General features: G+C 59.8%; 16 protein-coding genes and 1 pseudogene. 12 read left to right on the top strand and 5 right to left on the bottom strand.

The features are described 5' to 3' along the window. Nucleotides 1-11 precede the first annotated feature (11 nt). The 12 genes from QA640_RS38535 to QA640_RS38480 all read left to right on the top strand — a co-directional run bounded on the left by QA640_RS38535 (nucleotide 12) and on the right by QA640_RS38480 (nucleotide 11,051). The gene (locus tag QA640_RS38535) at nucleotides 12-1,313 is read left to right on the top strand and encodes an MFS transporter (RefSeq protein ID WP_283043018.1); all 1,302 of its coding nucleotides are present in this window, start codon (nucleotides 12-14) and stop codon (nucleotides 1,311-1,313) included. A gap of 201 nt (nucleotides 1,314-1,514) precedes the next feature. Continuing rightward, nucleotides 1,515-2,483, top strand: a complete 969-nt coding sequence (gene trbB, locus QA640_RS38530) for a P-type conjugative transfer ATPase TrbB (RefSeq protein WP_283037872.1) — start codon at nucleotides 1,515-1,517, stop codon at nucleotides 2,481-2,483. After that, entirely contained in the window at nucleotides 2,480-2,806 is a 327-nt protein-coding gene (locus tag QA640_RS38525) for a TrbC/VirB2 family protein (protein ID WP_283037871.1), read from the top strand. The genes trbB and QA640_RS38525 overlap by 4 nt, the downstream gene beginning before the upstream one ends. Next, nucleotides 2,806-3,066, top strand: a complete 261-nt coding sequence (locus QA640_RS38520) for a VirB3 family type IV secretion system protein (protein ID WP_283037870.1) — start codon at nucleotides 2,806-2,808, stop codon at nucleotides 3,064-3,066. Before QA640_RS38525 ends, QA640_RS38520 begins: the two co-directional genes overlap by 1 nt. 8 nt (nucleotides 3,067-3,074) lie before the next feature. Beyond that, nucleotides 3,075-5,513: a conjugal transfer protein TrbE gene (gene trbE / locus QA640_RS38515; protein WP_283037869.1), complete on the top strand. Its 2,439-nt coding sequence runs from the start codon at nucleotides 3,075-3,077 to the stop codon at nucleotides 5,511-5,513. Continuing rightward, nucleotides 5,513-6,247: a P-type conjugative transfer protein TrbJ gene (trbJ, locus tag QA640_RS38510; RefSeq protein WP_283037868.1), complete on the top strand. Its 735-nt coding sequence runs from the start codon at nucleotides 5,513-5,515 to the stop codon at nucleotides 6,245-6,247. Before trbE ends, trbJ begins: the two co-directional genes overlap by 1 nt. 41 nt (nucleotides 6,248-6,288) lie before the next feature. Next, a complete protein-coding gene (trbK-alt, locus tag QA640_RS38505; RefSeq protein WP_283037867.1) occupies nucleotides 6,289-6,624 on the top strand; it encodes a putative entry exclusion protein TrbK-alt in 336 nt (111 codons plus the stop codon). Between the two features lie 3 nt (nucleotides 6,625-6,627). Next, the gene (gene trbL, locus QA640_RS38500; protein WP_283037866.1) at nucleotides 6,628-7,866 is read left to right on the top strand and encodes a P-type conjugative transfer protein TrbL; all 1,239 of its coding nucleotides are present in this window, start codon (nucleotides 6,628-6,630) and stop codon (nucleotides 7,864-7,866) included. 81 nt (nucleotides 7,867-7,947) lie between these two features. Further along, nucleotides 7,948-8,631, top strand: coding sequence for a conjugal transfer protein TrbF (gene trbF / locus QA640_RS38495; RefSeq protein ID WP_283037865.1), 684 nt, complete (start codon nucleotides 7,948-7,950; stop codon nucleotides 8,629-8,631). Next, complete coding sequence (trbG, locus tag QA640_RS38490; protein WP_283037864.1) at nucleotides 8,631-9,611, top strand: P-type conjugative transfer protein TrbG; 981 nt, start codon at nucleotides 8,631-8,633, stop codon at nucleotides 9,609-9,611. The genes trbF and trbG overlap by 1 nt, the downstream gene beginning before the upstream one ends. Next, nucleotides 9,608-10,810, top strand: a complete 1,203-nt coding sequence (locus QA640_RS38485) for a TrbI/VirB10 family protein (protein WP_283037863.1) — start codon at nucleotides 9,608-9,610, stop codon at nucleotides 10,808-10,810. Before trbG ends, QA640_RS38485 begins: the two co-directional genes overlap by 4 nt. 1 nt (nucleotide 10,811) lies before the next feature. Beyond that, on the top strand, nucleotides 10,812-11,051 hold the full coding sequence (locus QA640_RS38480) for a DUF2274 domain-containing protein (RefSeq protein ID WP_283037862.1): 240 nt from the start codon (nucleotides 10,812-10,814) through the stop codon (nucleotides 11,049-11,051). On the opposite strand, the gene QA640_RS38475 is transcribed toward QA640_RS38480, so the two are convergent. The 5 genes and pseudogenes from QA640_RS38475 to tnpB all read right to left on the bottom strand — a co-directional run bounded on the left by QA640_RS38475 (nucleotide 11,027) and on the right by tnpB (nucleotide 16,743). Next, complete coding sequence (locus QA640_RS38475) at nucleotides 11,027-11,929, bottom strand: LysR family transcriptional regulator (RefSeq protein WP_283037861.1); 903 nt, start codon at nucleotides 11,927-11,929, stop codon at nucleotides 11,027-11,029. The two genes, QA640_RS38480 and QA640_RS38475, sit on opposite strands and share 25 nt — an antisense overlap. 416 nt (nucleotides 11,930-12,345) lie before the next feature. Further along, nucleotides 12,346-12,978: an acyl-homoserine-lactone synthase gene (locus tag QA640_RS38470; protein ID WP_283037860.1), complete on the bottom strand. Its 633-nt coding sequence runs from the start codon at nucleotides 12,976-12,978 to the stop codon at nucleotides 12,346-12,348. A 78-nt stretch (nucleotides 12,979-13,056) separates the two neighbouring features. Continuing rightward, nucleotides 13,057-13,785: a LuxR family transcriptional regulator gene (locus QA640_RS38465; protein ID WP_283037859.1), complete on the bottom strand. Its 729-nt coding sequence runs from the start codon at nucleotides 13,783-13,785 to the stop codon at nucleotides 13,057-13,059. Between the two features lie 1,267 nt (nucleotides 13,786-15,052). Continuing rightward, a pseudogene (locus tag QA640_RS38460) lies at nucleotides 15,053-16,405 on the bottom strand (IS66 family transposase); the annotation flags it as partial. Then, the gene (gene tnpB, locus QA640_RS38455; protein ID WP_349253669.1) at nucleotides 16,354-16,743 is read right to left on the bottom strand and encodes an IS66 family insertion sequence element accessory protein TnpB; all 390 of its coding nucleotides are present in this window, start codon (nucleotides 16,741-16,743) and stop codon (nucleotides 16,354-16,356) included. The pseudogene QA640_RS38460 and the gene tnpB, both read right to left, overlap by 52 nt. Nucleotides 16,744-17,269 lie beyond the last annotated feature (526 nt).

The raw sequence follows: 17,269 nt of genomic DNA, 5'->3' as shown, positions 1-17,269 counted from the left end.
CTTGGCGCTTGATCGGCTGTGTTTTCCTCCCTTTCGTCGCCGGTTACTACCTTTCCTATCTATTCCGGACCATCAACACGCTGATCTCGGGACAGCTCTCAGCTGATCTAGGTCTCGATGCTGCCAATCTTGGCCTGTTGACGTCGGTTTATTTTCTGGTGTTCGCCGGCGCCCAGATTCCGATCGGGACGCTGCTGGATCGATTTGGCCCGCGTCGGGTCCAAAGCGCGCTCCTGCTCATTGCGGGCGGTGGGGCGGCTCTATTTGGAGCGGCTAGCGACTTCAAGGCGCTTCTGGTCGCACGCGCGATGATCGGCATCGGTGTCTCGGCTGCAGCAATGGCAGGGCTGAAGGCCATTGTCACCTGGTTCCCGAGGGAACGCGTCGCCTTGGCAAACGGCTACATGATCATGCTCGGTGCACTAGGTGCGGTGACCGCAACAACGCCAAGTCAGTGGCTGTTGGCATACACAGGGTGGCGTGGGCTATTTGAACTCTTGGCCCTTGCAACTTTCGCTGCGGCCCTCCTGATCTTCTGGGCGGTTCCCGAGGCCGCGCGACCACAGGCGACGCAGCCTGCCGGCGTAAAACTGAGTGCGATCTACAAAGATCGGGGCTTCTGGCGGATAGCACCGCTGTCGGCAAGCTGTATTGGCTCAGCCTGGTCATTGCAGGCCTTGTGGGCAGCATCTTGGCTGACGAACGTCGAAGGACTCGATCGCGAATCCTCGATCACACAGCTCTTCATCATGGCACTTGGAATTAGCGCCGGGGCGTTGCTACTTGGCGCGTTGGCTGATCGGCTACGTCGACGCGGGATAGGGTCAGAAGTTCTGTTTGCGGCGGTGACGGTGTTGTTTGTCATGGCTGAGCTTGCATTGATCCTGCGCCTTCCGTTGCCATCGCTATTGCCATGGCTCGTCATCTCGATTGTCGGTGCAGCGACGGTCCTCAGCTATGCGATCTTAGCGGAATATTTCCCAAGAGAGCTCACCGGCAGAGCAAATGCGGGCTTGAACGTTCTTCACTTCGGCTGGTGTTTCATCGTCCAATACGGGACTGGACTCATCCTTGACCAATGGTCCGCTCAGGACGGCCACTATCCGATTATTGCCTATCAGGTTGCGTTCGCATCCGCTGTTGGTGTGCAAATTCTGGCGCTAGGCTGGTTTGTGATCCCGTGGCTTGGCCTTTTGAGCAGGCGAGTTGCCAAGTTCTTCCTCCGCGATCACGCGACAAATACAGATCCGGCTGAGGTATCCGTGACGTCAGCAGAAGCTGGCGTACTCGAGCCTGAAGACGAGGAATGGTAATGCGAGCGTATCGGCTAACTCCACTTCGGCGCCTAATCCGTGAGAGCATCAACAACTGCGCGCGCGCCTTTCTGGTTCGATCTTTCTTTTCCTACGCCAACCTACGATCGCCGCACGCCACGCGTTGCGCCAACGAAGGACCTGCTTTTCTAATCATACCCATCTGAGGCCGCTTGGGGTGCCTCAGCTCTTGGGACCTCAATGACAATCCAACGCTTTCAGCCGGAGGTGATCTCGCGCGGAGCACGCATGCTGCGCACTGCGCTTGGCCCCGCCATTACGTGCTTTCTGGAAGATCCCGAGATTGTCGAGGTAATGCTCAACCCGGACGGTCGGCTATGGATCGATCGGTTGTCGCGTGGCCTGACCGAGACTGGCAAAAGCCTGTCCGCTCCCGACGGAGAACGGATCATTCGGCTGGTCGCTCACCACGTCGGCGCCGAGGTCCATGCGGGTGCGCCGCGTGTCTCGGCCGAGCTACCGGAGACCGGGGAGCGATTTGAAGGTCTTTTGCCCCCCGTCGTTGCCGCCCCGGCATTCGCGATACGCAAGCCAGCCGTGGCAGTATTCTCTCTCGAGGATTATGTCGCGGCCGGGACCATGACCATGGAGCAAGCCGGCGCTCTTCGAACAGCTGTCGCTGCTCGCCATAACATCCTGGTCGCGGGCGGTACCTCCACCGGCAAAACCACCCTGACAAATGCGCTTCTTGCGGAGGTCGCCAAGACGGCAGACCGCGTCGTCCTCATCGAAGATACAAGAGAGCTTCAATGCAAAGCGCCGAATCTCGTTGCGCTGCGCACCCGGGACGGCGTGATCTCGCTATCAGAACTTGTTCGCGCCTCGCTGCGCCTTCGGCCCGATCGTATTCCGATTGGTGAGGTACGCGGAGCCGAAGCTCTCGAGCTTCTCAAGGCCTGGGGGACAGGCCATCCCGGCGGAATCGGAACCATACATGCCGGGACTGCGCTCGGGGCATTGCGCCGGCTCGAGCAGCTCATCCAGGAGGCTGTGGTCACCGTCCCGCGCGCGCTTATTGCCGAAACGATCAACGTGATTGCCGTTCTTGTTGGCCGCGGCGCCGATCGGCGGCTCGCCGAGCTTGCTCGCGTATCAGCGCTCGGACCGTCCGGTGACTACAGCCTTCTACCAATGGGAGATCAACCATGAGCTTGAGATCGCTTCGCAACAAGGCTCTCATCGCGATCGCGGCACTGGCCCTCCCGTTCACAGGCGCGGTTCCCGCATGGGCCGCTGGCTCGAACATGCCATGGGAGCAGCCGCTCAACCAGATCCTGCAATCGGTTGAGGGGCCCGTCGCCAAAATCCTTGCGGTCATCATCATCATCGTGACCGGGCTGTCGCTGGCATTTGGAGATACCTCGGGCGGATTTCGCCGCCTGGTGCAGATCGTATTCGGCCTGTCAATCGCTTTTGCCGCCTCGAGCTTCTTTCTCTCGTTCTTCTCCTTTGGCGGCGGAGTGGTGATCTGATGGATGAGGTCCCCGGTTTTGTGGCACCGGTCCATCGCGCCTTGACGGAGCCGATCCTCATGGGCGGTGCGCCGCGTTCAGTTGCGATCCTCAACGGCACTTTGGCGGCAGCACTTGGATTGGGTTTGCGGCTGTGGATCGCAGGCCTCCTGCTCTGGTTCATCGGCCATATGGCCGCCGTCTGGGCCGCCAAGCGCGATCCGGATTTCGTCGAAGTCGTGCGCCGCCACGTCCGCATTCCCGGTCACCTCAACACGTGAATTGTCCCATGATGAATCTCGCTGAATACCAGCGCTCAAACACGCGTCTTGCCGACTTTTTGCCCTGGGCGGCGCTCGTCGATGAGGGGGTGGTCCTCAATAAGGACGGCTCGTTTCAGCGGACGGCCAGGTTTCGGGGACCAGATCTCGAAAGTGCCGTGCCGGCCGAACTTGTCGCGGTTGCCGGCAGGTTGAACAACGCGCTGCGCCGTCTCGGATCCGGCTGGGCGGTGTTTGTGGAGGCGCAGCGCCATGCGGCAGGCGCCTATCCTGCGAACATTTTTCCTGACGTGGCATCCGCCTTGGTCGACGCCGAGCGAAAGGCCCAATTCGAAGAGGAGGACGCTCATTACGAGTCGAGCTACTATCTGACTTTCCTCTATCTGCCGCCAGCTGAGAGCGCCGCGTTCGCAGAACGGCTGCTCTATGAGGGCGGCCAGCGGACGGTTGGCGAAGATTCGCGGGAAATACTGAGTGGATTTCTCGATCGCACCAATCGCGTTCTCCAGCTCATGGAAGGGTTCATGCCGGAATGCGGCTGGCTCAATGACGAGGCCACTCTAACTTACCTGCATTCCACCATCTCGACGAAACGGCATCGGGTCCGAGTGCCCGAGATTCCCATGTATCTCGACGCCTTGCTCGCCGATCAGCCGCTCACCGGCGGGCTCGGGCCGATGCTGGGTCAAGCCCATATCCGCGTTCTGACGGTGGTCGGATTTCCAAGCGCTACGACGCCTGGGATTCTGGACGATCTGAACCGTTTGGCATTTCCATATCGCTGGTCGACCCGGGCCATCATGCTCGACAAGGGCGACGCGACAAGGCTCCTCACAAAAATCCGCCGTCAATGGTTTGCCAAGCGCAAGTCGATCGCGGCGATCCTGAAAGAGGTGATGACTAACGAGGCATCAGCTCTTCTTGATACTGATGCGAACAATAAGGCCATCGATGCTGATGCGGCCCTGCAGGAACTAGGCTCCGATCAGATCGGCGAGGCCTTTGTCACCGCGATCGTCGCCATCTGGGATACCAATCCGCGTGTCGCCGACGAAAAGCTGCGTCTGGTCGAAAAGGTGATCCAGGGCCGCGATTTCACCTGCATGATCGAAACCGTCAATGCAGTCGAGGCTTGGCTTGGCAGCCTGCCCGGACACGTCTACGCCAATGTCCGCCAGCCGCCGATTTCGACCCTTAATCTGGCTCATATGATCCCGCTATCGGCCGTATGGGCAGGGGAGGTGAGGGACCATCACTTCAAGGCGCCGCCTCTGTTCTTTGGCAAGACCGAGGGATCGACGCCGTTTCGCTTTTCCCTGCATGTCGGTGACGTCGGGCACACTCTTATTATAGGGCCAACCGGCGCCGGCAAGTCCGTCCTCCTAGCGATGATGGCCTTGCAGTTCCGCCGCTACCCGGAGGCACAGATCTTTGCCTTCGACTTTGGCGCCTCGATCCGGGCCGCGGCCATCGCAATGGGCGGCGATTGGCATGACCTTGGTGGTGCGGTCGCCGGAGAATCGACGGAATTTGTTGCACTGCAACCGCTCGCAAAGATCGACGAAACCTCCGAACGCGGTTGGGCAGCCGACTGGATCGCCTCGATTTTGTCCCGCGAGCGGGTCGAGGTCACGCCTGAGGTCAGAGAGCACATTTGGTCTGCGCTCACGTCCCTGGCTTCGGCGCCTGCCCTTGAGCGCACCCTCACGGGGTTCTCGGTGCTGCTTCAGTCCAATATGGTGAAGCGGGCGCTGCAGCCCTATTGTCTGGGCGGTCCATATGATCGCTTGCTCGATGCGGAAAGCGAGCACCTCGGCGGCTCCTCCGTCCAGGTGTTCGAGACTGATGCGCTGATCGGGACCGCGGTCGCTCCCGCCGTCCTTTCCTATCTGTTTCATCGGATCGAGGACCGTTTTGACGGCCGTCCGACGCTCCTCATCATCGATGAGGGTTGGCTGGCCCTCGATGACGCCCACTTTGCCGGACAACTGCGCGAATGGCTGAAGACGCTTCGCAAAAAGAACGCCTCGGTTGTCTTTGCGACCCAGTCGCTTGCGGACATTGACGGCTCGCCCATTGCGCCAGCGATCATCGAAAGCTGTCCAACCCGAATCCTGCTGCCAAACGACCGCGCCATCGAGCCGCAGATCACGGCGATTTATCGACGCTTTGGGCTCAACGACCGGCAGATCGAGATTCTGGCACGTGCAACACCGAAACGCGACTACTACTGCCAGTCCCGCCGCGGCAATCGTCTGTTCGAGCTAGGCCTTGGCGAGGTTGCGCTCGCTTTCACAGCCAGCTCCTCGAAGGCCGACCAGGCTCTGATCGACCGCGTCCTAGCCGAGCACGGCCGCGAAAATTTCGTGACGGGCTGGCTCAAGGCGCGCGAGCTCGCCTGGGCCTGCGACCTTATTCCGCAACTTGCAAAGGCAGGGAACCTCTGATGAGACGTCTAACTCAACTCGTAGCGGCAGGCCTGATTGCTGCTGCCATTCTCCAGGTGCCCCGAGAGGCCAGGGCCCAGTGGATCGTGTTCGATCCCAACAACTACGCGCAAAATGTGCTGACTGCTGCCCGCGAATTGCAGCAGATCAATAACCAGATCACATCGCTGCAAAACCAGGCGCTGATGCTGGTCAACCAGGCCAAAAATCTGGCGAGCCTGCCGTATTCTTCGCTGCAGCAGCTTGAGCAGTCGATCCAGCGTACCCAGCAGTTGCTCAGTCAGGCGCAACGCATCGCCTATGATGTCCAACAGATCGATCGCGCGTTCTCATCGACCTACGCACCGGCCTCTTCGAGCCAGCCCGCCCAGGCGCTGATCGCGAATGCGCAAACACGCTGGCAGAACGCTGTTGCCGGCTTGCAGGACGCCATGCGCGTGCAGGCGACCGTGGTCGGCAATCTCGACACCAACCGCACCCAGATGTCGGCCCTCGTCAGTAGCAGCCAGGGCGCCAGTGGTGCGCTACAGGCGAGCCAAGCCGGCAATCAGCTGCTTGCCCTTCAAAGCCAGCAACTCGTCGATCTCACTGCGGCGATTGCCGCGCAGGGGCGTGCTCAGGCTCTGGAGCAGGCGGAGCGAGCGGCCGCCCAGGATCAGGGCAGGGAGCAGCTCAGGCGTTTCCTCAACCCGGGGCAAGGCTACCAATCCACAACAGTGCAGATGTTCCACTAATGTCGACAAACAGATTTGAACGAATTCCGATGCTATTGGCGGTGGCGCTTGCCATCCTGGTTGTTGTCGCTTGCGCGATCCGGCTGAGCGGCGGTCAAGATCAGGCCCTGCCCGAAGCGTCGATCGCGCAAGGGTCCTCTGAGGCGACCGCCACAAAGCTCGAGCAATGCCGCACGGTCGAATACGAGGAGACAGATGCTCTGCTCGCGTGCCGAAAGCTCTGGGCCGAGAAGCGTCGCGAGTTCTTTGGCAATGGCCGCGGATCCTCACGGGCTCCTATTAGCGAAACTAATCCAGACGCATCATCGCCTGTGCGGGGCAAGGATGAGAGCCGTCTGCCGTCCGGCTACCCCTCCCTTCCCGACAATGACGAGTGAACGATGGGCGGTACTGGCGTGATCGACCAATTCCTGGAGACCTTTACCCGTTATATCGACTCCGGCTTCGGCCTGGTTGGAGGCGAAGTCGGATATGTCGCGACCACGTTAGCGGCGATCGACATCACGCTCGCCGGCCTGTTCTGGTCCTGGGGCGCCGACGAGGAGATCATCGCCCGACTTGTCAAGAAAACGATGTTCGTCGGTGTCTTTGCGTACCTCATCGGCAATTGGAATAGCTTGGCTCGGATCGTGTTCGAGAGCTTCGCTAGCCTTGGACTGAAAGCGTCCGGCACCGGCCTTTCCTCAGTGGACTTTTTCAGGCCAGGAAAGATCGCTCAGGTTGGTCTCGATGCTGGTCGGCCAATCCTTGAATCGATCTCGGGCCTGATGGGCTATGTCAGCTTCTTCGAAAACTTCGTTCAGATTACGGTCCTGCTGTTCGCCTGGATCGTAGTGCTGCTCGCCTTCTTCATCCTGGCAATCCAGCTGTTTGTCACCTTGATCGAGTTCAAGCTGACGACGCTTGCTGGCTTTGTCCTGATCCCATTTGGCCTATTTGGAAAAACGGCCTTTGCGGCCGAGCGCGTGCTCGGCAACGTCATCTCGTCCGGAGTCAAGGTCCTGGTGCTCGCGGTCATCGTCGGCATCGGATCGACCCTGTTTGCACAGTTCACCGCCGGTTTCGGAGGTAACCAGCCGACGGTGGAGGACGCGATGGCCCTGGTCCTTGGCGCATTGTCGCTGCTAGGCCTCGGGATTTTCGGACCCGGCATTGCGAACGGCATTGTTTCCGGCGGACCGCAGCTTGGTGCTGGCGCTGCGGCAGGCACAAGCCTTGCCGCAGGAGGAATAGTTGCAGCTAGCGCCGGTCTTGCTGCAGGCGGAGTTGGACTTGCCAGCGGCGCAATGAGCACTGCGGCAAGAGCTAGCTCGGCGATCGCGAGCGGAACCTCCAACGCATTCCGGGCAGGCGGCCTCTCCGGGGTCGCTGATGCGGGCGCCTCTGCCGCGGCAAGTCCTTTGCGCATCCTCGCTGCTCGGCTCGGCGGGAGCGCGGCGGCTCGTGATGCGAGTACGTCAGATGCATCAGCCGCGACATCTCAGGAGATGCCTAGCTGGGCGCGCCGTGCAAAGCGCGCGCAAGCGATCCATCAGGGCGCGACAGCCGCGACAAATGCGGTTCGTGCCGGCGATCACGCAAGCGGTGGCGCATCGGTCGATCTCAAGGAGCAAGAATAACGATGTCACTGGAGGCGTCTTCATCCTTTTCAGGCCGGCGGCACTCAAGGCGGCACGTGTAGTTTCAAGGAGTTCACTTTCATGTTCAAACGATCGGCTGTCCACTATGGCCGCACGCCCGAACCGGTCACGCCTTACCAGAGGGCCGCTCAGGTGTGGGACGACCGGATCGGCTCGGCGCGCGTGCAGGCCAAAAACTGGCGCTTGATGGCGTTTGGCTGTCTGTTCTTGTGCGCGGGATTTGCGGGTGCCCTCGTTTGGCAGTCGGCGCAGGGAACGGTGACGCCCTGGGTCGTCGAAGTTGATCATCTCGGTGAGGCAAAAACCATTGCTCCGGCAAATGCCGCCTACGAGGCGAGCGATCCGCAGATCGCCTTCCATCTTGCGCGCTTTATCGAGCATGTGCGTGGCCTTCCCTTGGACGCCATCGTGCTTCGTCAGGATTGGCTGCGTGCGTATGACTTCACCACCGACCGTGGCGCTGGCGCGCTGAATGACTATGCCCGCAACAACGATCCCTTCGCCAAGGTCGGGCAAACCCAAGTCGCCGTCGAGGTCTCGAGCGTCATTCGGGCCTCCATGGACAGCTTCCGCCTAACCTGGACCGAGCGGCATTACGAGAACGGGCAGTTAGCTGCCACCGAGCGGTGGAGCGCGATCCTCACCATCGTCGTTGAACCGCCCCGCGATATCGAGCGGCTGCGTAAGAACCCGCTCGGCATTTACGTCAACGCGATCAACTGGTCGAAGGAGTTCGGATCGTAATGGCTCAAATTCTCGTGGCGAACCTCCGGAGATTCCGACAGAGCGGCGTGTCCGCATTCTTGGTCAGTCTATGCATCCTTGGTGGCTGCACCACATTCAAGCCGCCGCAGATCAGCTATGATGAGGAGATCCCGCTCTCTCCCGATTTGCCGGCATCGGCGGATGACCGTCCAAAACCGCTTCACGTGCCGCCTGCCTGGACGCCGGGGCGCGGTGGCAAGAAGCTTGAGGCCAAGGAGCCCATCGAGCGGATCGAGAACGCCAATGACGCTGCGCGCGTTGAGCCTCGTAAGGCGGGGTATTTCAATGCGGTGCAGGTGTTTCCCTACAGCCCCGGCGCGCTTTACCAGATCTACGCCGCCCCGGGGCAGATCACCGATATCGCCCTCGAGCCGGGGGAGCAGCTGATCGGCTCAGGACCCGTCGCCGCCGGCGACACCGTGCGCTGGGTGGTGGGCGATACCGAGAGCGGCAGCGGCAGCAGTGATGCGCGCCGCGTCCACATCATGGTCAAGCCAACGCGCCCTGCGATTACGACCAATCTCGTCGTCAATACCGACCGCCGGACCTATCTGATTGAACTCCGGTCCCGAGAAAAGCCCTACATGCCTTCGGTTGCCTGGTTTTATCCCCAACCTCGAACCGCTGCTGGTCAAACGGTGCCGCCGGCGCCGTACATTCCGGATCCAGCCGAGCGCCGCTATCGTTATTCGATTGGGGGAGACAGCCCGCCCTGGCGACCCGTTGGTGCCTATGACGACGGGCGCAAGGTCTACATCGAATTCTCGGCAGGGATCACGCAGGGCGAAATGCCGCCGTTGTTTGTCATTGGACCGGACGGCAAGACCGAGATCGTCAACTACCGCGTCTACGGCAATGTCCTCATCGTCGATCGGCTGTTTGCAGCCGCCGAACTCCGGCTCGGCGGTGAAGGCCAGCAGAAAGTGCGTATCGCAAGGACCGACGGGAGGTCGCTGTGAGCAATACCAGCGGAGATCCCGCGGGTCGTGAGGCGGCCCGAGCAGATGCACCCGCGGACGTGGCCCAGTCCTTGCGGCTGCGCCCCGAACGGCCGCGCGTAATGCGCCTCTCCCGGAAGGCGCTACTTGCTGGCACCGGTCTAGCTCTGGCCGTTGTCTCCGTCGCAGTCTTGTGGGCGCTGCAAAGACCTGAAAAGCATACCCCCACGTCTGAGGAGCTCTATTCGACTGACCACCACACAGTTTCCGATCAACTTTCGACGCTCCCTAAGGATTATGCCGGAATACCCCATGATGTGCCACGGCTCGGACCGCCCTTGCCCGGCGATCTGGGGCGACCGATCCTTGCAGCCCAAGCTCAAACGCAATCCGGTTCGCTCGCAGCCGACGCTGAACAGCAGCGCGTCAATCAGGAAACTGAAGCGGCGCGGACCAGCAAAGTGTTCGCCACGATCAACATCCGCCCATTGGCGGCAACAACACCGTCCAGCGAGACGCCGGCGAACCCGACGACGTCTTCCGATGAAGCATTTGCGCAAAACGGGCAGGATCGCAAGCTTGCGTTCGTGAACGCGGCCGTAGATCGGCGTACCACAAGCCCCGATCGTCTGGTCAAGCCAGCATCGCCCTTCGTGGTCCAGGCAGGAACGGTCATTCCGGCCGCTCTCATCACCGGAATCCGCTCTGATCTGCCCGGCCAGATCACGGCGCAAGTGACCGAAAACGTCTTTGACACTCCGACCGGCCGGGCCAGGCTGATCCCACAAGGCGCGCGACTGATCGGGATCTACGATAGCCAGGTCGCGTTCGGCCAGTCGCGCGTGCTCCTCGTCTGGACGCGTCTGATCATGCCCAATGGACGTTCCATCGTGCTCGAACGCCAGCCTGGCGCGGATGTAGCTGGTTACGCCGGCCTTGAGGATGAGGTCGACAACCATTGGAAGGAGCTATTGGGAGCCGCAGCGCTATCGACTTTGCTCGCCGTTGGGACCGAGGTTAACTCCGGGGCAGACGCCAATAGCTCCAACAGTGACATCATTGCCGCGCTGCGACGCGGAGCCGGAGATTCCCTTAATCAGGCCGGACAACAGGTGGTTCGGCGCAACCTCAACATTCAGCCGACATTGACCATCCGGCCGGGATTTCCAGTGCGGGTCATTGTCAACCGCGATCTCGTGCTCGAACCGTATAGAGGATGACATGACCAAACTGAAGATTGGAACGATTGCAGATGACAAGCCTGTTCGGATCGCCATCGACTTGCCTGCTTCTGTGCATCGCGATCTGATTTCGTACGCGGAAATCCTCTCCCGTGAAACCGGCCAGAAGATCAGCGACCCCAATAAACTGATAGGCCCGATGGTAGCGCGCTTCATGGCGACGGACCGAGCTTTTGCCAGAGCGCGAAAGCGGCTTCATTCCAAAGATGACGAAGGGTAGCGTTCAGCCAGCAATTTGAGGAAATTGGCCAGAGCTGGATTTTCGTTGTCATCGCGCCACACCGCGGAAAAGCCGATGCGGCTTGGTCCTACGCCGTCGCGCAATTCCCGATAGGCCAAGCCAGAAGAATTGGCGTCCACGTCGGATTCCAGCACGAGGGCGATGCCGAGGCCCATACTAACGAGGTTCTGGATTTCTGCGCGGCTGACATCGCGGTGCTCGATCCGCGGGCAGTCCGTCGAGATGATGAGTTTTGCATTTAGCAACGCTTCGAGGTCGCGTCCGGAGTCGTATTGGCTCATCAAGACGATTTGGTTACGCAAATCGGTCCATGAGATACCATCCTGCAGAGCGAGAGGATGATCGTGAGGAAGAGCAGCAAAGACCCGCTCGCTCCAGAGGGGAGCACTTCTGCTCCTGATTTCGAATGAATCACCTGCTGCAACATAGAGGTCAACCATGCCATTGCGGAGCGCGGTTGCTAATCGGGGCCGAGATCGTTCGACGATTCCAAGCTCAACTTGCGGAAATCGCGCACTGTATTCGAGCAGCGTCGCACGGAGATGACCGGTGGTAAGCGACGTGGAGAATCCGATGACAAAGCGGCCGCACTCCCTACGGTCGGCAGGCTTCGTCCTATCGACGAGCGTATCCATCTGTTGAAGGATTGAGCGCGCGATTCGAAGAAAATCAAGTCCAGCGGGTGTGGCTATAACCCCGGCATGGGATCGCTCAAAGATGATTATTCCGATTGAATGTTCCAGGAGCTGAATAGAGCGACTGAGTGTCGATTGCGTTATGGAAAGATATTCGGCAGCTCGGCGAAAGCTCCCATATTCCGCTGCGGCAAGTGCCAGCTGAAGCTGACCGAGGTCCAAATTGAGGCGCCGAATTCCGGCCCTTAGATCGGCGAAGCTTGTGTGTCGCACCATTGCAGCACCGTGGAAATCAGAAGTCAAACAACTGGAGTTGCTCGGAAAATGAAAACGTCGCCGGCCGGTTAGTCGTGGCCAGGAGGATGAATGGCGTTCCTTGCGCGTTCGTTTAATGGTATTTCTTGGTGCGCGTGGGCGGCAGGTTGGGTAAACATCATTGTGTTTCTGCTTGCGATTGTGGCTTGCTGCCGATCATGTCGACCCGTGCTTCTCCGTCTTCCCCGGATGCACTGCATGGTTTACGATTTCTGGGAACGCAAATCGGACGCGCGCGTGAGCCGCGATGAATCCGCTCTCGTTCAAGTTGGGCGTGGGAGATACGACTCGGCGAGTTCAGTCGGGCGGCGGAAGTGGGGTACTTAGGCAGCCTCCAACAAGACTGGTGTCCAGAGAACCAGCCCGTCGAGACCGCCAGCTGCACGTACCCTTTGAAGAGCTCCCGCCGAAATCTCCAGGTGTCCTGCCACAGCGAGCGTGTTTCCGATATTGCAGGGAGCGGCGATACGGCAGAGCGGCCAGCCTGCGCGTTTCAGGATTCTCTCCATCCGGACGTCGGTGACCGTGACGATGCTCTTGAGGCGTCTCGACAGTCCGAATTCGACCATCCCTGCGAAAAGCTCGTAAGTCGACTTGGCCAGCCCGTGTTCGCCCTTCGGAGCATGGGGAGAAGCATCAACTGCGAACCGGCTACTCTCCCAGACCAACGGGTCCGCCGGAGCAGGAAGCCCCCCAAGAACCATTGGAAACGTATCGCGCACCATTGTCGGTCCCATGGTCGGCAAAAGACGAACCGAACCTTCCACATGACCCTCAAGAGAGGATTGGATGAGATAGGCCGGATGCAGCGCATCGAAATCGTCCATTTCCATGTCGCCGCAGGTCTGAACGCTCCACTCCAATCGTTGCTTAAAAACGCGGTAGCGTAACTTATACATGGATGCTAACGTGCAGGAAAACGCGCTGTACGATGACTCCGTAATAAGCTGAATCATGGTCCCCTCCCAAGGAGACGAGATTCTGGAGGAGCTGCGCGTCAACATCATCCCCTATTACTATGCGGGTTCAGAGTCTCAATCTTGCCCATCTCGTTTGGCAGCGGCCAATCGGGCGACGGCCTGAACGACTTTACGAACTCCCAGCTTGTCTCTCGCACTCCTTAAGTAATGAGCCACGGTGTTGTGGGATATGCCGAGGATCCGTCCAATTTCCCAAAAGCTTTTGCCCTTTGCGGCCCATTCCAAACATTCGACTTCGCGAGGAGACAGACGGATTCCGTCGATCGTCAGTTCATGCAAGAGCTTGCGGCGCACTTGCCAGTGGAAGCATCTCGCTATCAGCTGAAGAGCAGAGGCATTCAGATCGATGCACCTTTCGAATTGTGGACGCCTTTGGTCAGTTGCAAAGGTCAGAGCAGCAACCGAGCCGTCTTCATCATGAATTGGGAGGGTAAAACCTAGCCGAATTCCAAATTCGCTAGCTTCCTCGAGAAATCGCCTTTGCGCCGGAGAGATTGGTCTCGAAGGTGCGTCTAAACCCCATTGAAACGGGTCAGTGGTCTCTAACGAACGTTTGATAATGGGATCCAGGCGTTCGTAGTGGCTGCGCACATAATGCGCGACCCAGTTGTTCGGATACGTGGATATGACCAATGCCTTTTTGCCGGGCCGCCTTGGCACCGCAAGATATGCAAAACAAGATAGATCAAGCTCGCTCGCGGTGATCGCCATTGCCTCTGCAAAGGCATCCGCATATTCGGCGCTCGAGAGAAGATCAATGTATCTTTGAAAGATGCGATGCATGATCATGCGCAACGATAACGATTTTGTGGGACCAAAAGAATGCGGAACGTTCCTGACCAGATGCGTCGAAGGACCCGGAGGCTCATTCGTATGAAGGTCAAACGGGCTGGGTCAACTATCGCTCTATACTCGCTTCGGATGCTTCGCATTCCAGCGTAATTGCGAATGTACAGTGCCCGGAATAAACAGGCAATCGTGGTTCGATCACTCAGAGCATGCCGGCCAGTTGATCATAAAAGAGCGGGCGTTCGGAACAAAACTCCCCGCGTGATATAGCTCGAGCCTGCAATCAACTGTGAGAAAGCCGCAATTTCCACTTCAAAAAAAGCCCATCTGCAAACACTTCTCTAACTGCCTGTCGAAGTGACCGATTGCTCGGCGAAATGTGAATCGAATCCGCTACAAAGATAGGACGCTAAAGGTGCTGCGCCTATCACCAGCAAGACCATCGGAGAGCTTATAAAACAACGGCCAGCGATGCCGTCGCCGAAATTGAGGCGGCGCACAGAGCCTTTCCTGGAGCCACGTGCCTGGACCAGAGCGTGACGAGCTTGTGCAGCTGTTTCCGCGATGAGTTGGGAGCGAGCAAGCACGTCTTAATCCGCCTAGCTTCAATCGAGGTCGGCCAAATTGTCTCGGAGGGCCGGCGAGGTTTAGGAGTTGATAAATATCTGCGATTTCGCAGTAGACTTTCCCGACGGCCTATGGCCTCACTGTCTACCCACACCGCCGTCAGCTCGCCGGTCCGGTGCAGCTTGGCCAGCATCGCCGCGTAGCGTCGGTCGGTTTCAACCCGATTCCCGTCCTTCATCGGGATCAGCGAGAGGGCCACAACGATGCAGTTGTGCCCCAGCCCCTTCTGTTGCTGATGCAGGTCATATCCGCAGGGACCCGGCTTTGTAGCAAAAACTTACCTGCCGATCTGCTTGCCAAGCTTCTTCGCCAGCTTGGCGATCTGATCGGCGCGATTGGGATGATCCCATGTTCGCCCTCTGAGGTGACGGTTGCGCCGGATGGTCCGGCGCCGAGCCTCAAGAATGGGAAGGGGCCTGATGAACGATAGCATTTTCGTGGGGTCTGGATGCGCACAAGGCCACGATTTCGGTTGCGGTGGCCGAAGGGATGCGCGGGGGGCAAGTTCGTACCTTGGGAGGTATCCAGGCTAAACTAGGCCGCGGACAAGGGCTCACCGATTCCGCCGCTTGAGGAGTTCGGGGTTTTCCTTGTGCATCCTGATGAGCTCCGTCCGTCGTGGGACAAGGCGAGGAAAGCCCTCCCAACGGTTGAGCAGAAAGTTGGTCGGCTTAATCACGTCGGACGAACGTGAGAGCTGGGCAGATTCCGCCCGGAGCCAAGCCTCAAGATTCGGTCAGCAGTGGCGCGCTTCTCTCCCGGCGGATCTGCAGCCGCTCCTCAGGGCTCACCCATAGATGTCGCCCTCGATCTCGAACGATTGGTCAATCGGACGAACCGCTTCCAGCGCAACGGGCGAGATCGCCGTCGCCGATCTTCCGCGGCGAGCATTCTGGGCGATGTCGGCAAGTTCGAAGAACGCCCTCCGGCCATGTGCCCAACAGAAGGCGGGCGTGGCCGGCAACGCCTTGCGTCCGGGATCGAAGAGAGCGTTGAACCCGCTATAGGCATCGGCGTGCAGGATGCCGGCGAAGTTCTGAAGATGCCGCGCGGGATGCTCGCCGCGCCGATCACGTGAGGCGTAGAACAGCGCCGCCGGTGGATCTCGCCCGCCGAATAGCCGATCATCGCGAACATAGGTCCAAATCCGGCCGGTATCCGCTTTACCTTTCGCCAGGATCGGTATCTTGGTGTCGTCACCGTGGAGCCTGTCGGCGGAGAGCACATAGGCTTCGATCAGTTCAAAGATCGGCCTGACCGCAAAGGCTCCGGCGCCCACCTGGTCCGCCAGCGTCGAGACCGAGAGGGTGATCCCCTCACATTTGAAGCGCTGGCTCTGTCGATTTAGCGGCTGATGCTGGCCAAATTTGTCGAACAGGATCGTCGCCACAAGCTGGGGTCCGATATAGCCCCGGCGTGTGGCATGGAACGGCGCTGGCGGCTGCGTGATCGCCTCGCAATCCCGACAACTGAACTTCTCCCGGACCCTGTCGATCACCTAGAACCGGCGTGGGATCTTCTCCAGCGTCGAGGTCACGCTTTCGCCGAGCTTCGACAGCCGGGCCGATCCGCAGCAGGGACACTGCGTCGGGGACGGCAGCACCACGCGCTCCCGCTCGATATCATCGGGAAAGGGCTGGCGCACCGGTCGCCTGCGCTCAAACGAACGCACTGTCTGCGTTTTCCCGGCCGCCCCCTCGGCAGCGAGCTCATCCTCGGTCGCGCCCGCCTCGAGTTCCTCAAGCTCAAGCTCCAGCTGATCGAGCAGCCGCGCCGACCGCTCGGAGCGCGCGCCATATATCGTGCGTCGTAGCTTCTCGATCTCGAGCTTGAGATGGGCAATCAGCGCTTCGGTGCTCGATTGCTTCGCCTGGGCATTGGCCGCTTCAGCAAGCCTGCCTTCCGCCGCAAGCCTGGCCGTGCGCTCGGCCAGGATCATTGTATGCGCGGCGGCAAGATCAGGCCGCAGGTCGGCGCTGGAGTCCATAGCCAAATGGAATCACATTCGCGGCCCAACTCAAATAACAAAGTCTCAGCCCACTGGTCGGACGCCAGGACTCTTGGGGATTGCGCCAGTCGATGCCGGACAACAGATAGCTCATCTGCGCCTGCGAGATCGACGCCACGCCGTCCGCCAGCGACGGCCAGACAAAGACGACCTCTCTCGAGTTTCTTCGCAAACAGGCATGCTCCCTGGCCGTCATGCCAGATCACTTTCAATAGATCGCCTCTGCGTTCGCGGAAGCAGAACAAATGACCACTCAGCGGATCGCGGCGCAGCACCTCTTGCACCTGCAGTGACAATGAGGCGAAGCCTTTACGCATGTCAGTGTGGCCCGTCGCCAGCCACACCCGAACTCCCGTAGGAACCGGAATCATCGCCGATCCATAACCTCGATGATCCGGCGAAGCACCTCAACGTCGACGCCCGCATCAACAATGACCCGCCGCCTGCCGGTTAGCTCGATCTCGATCCGACGCTCCGTCGAATGGGCAGTCGCGCTCTCCGATGACGCCGCCACTGACGCGCGGGCACCCCCTCGGCCACAACCGGACCAAGCCAGCATCGGATTTGGTTCGCGTCCCCGCGAAGGCTTTTCGGCCAAGTCACCAATAGAGAACGCGACAAGCCGTATCGCGGGGCTGTCGCCGCGCGCGGCTCGGATAGGCTCTCCAAAACAATCCGCGCTTTCTCTCCCTCAGACCAACGCCGCCGCCGGCCTGTATCAACCACTTCCAGTCGATTCAACGCACTGATCGTATGGCTGTCCATACGTACAGTTCTCAACCATCAGGCCAGCCCACCGCAAGGCGTCTCCCCTCGGAGGCTTACCTTGGGAGGGTCTGGCAG

The sequence above is a fragment of the Bradyrhizobium sp. CB82 genome (assembly GCF_029714405.1).
In the GTDB taxonomy this organism is placed as follows: domain Bacteria; phylum Pseudomonadota; class Alphaproteobacteria; order Rhizobiales; family Xanthobacteraceae; genus Bradyrhizobium.
Note: the sequence above shows the minus strand (reverse complement) of the source record. Positions and strands in the feature narration are given on the sequence as shown.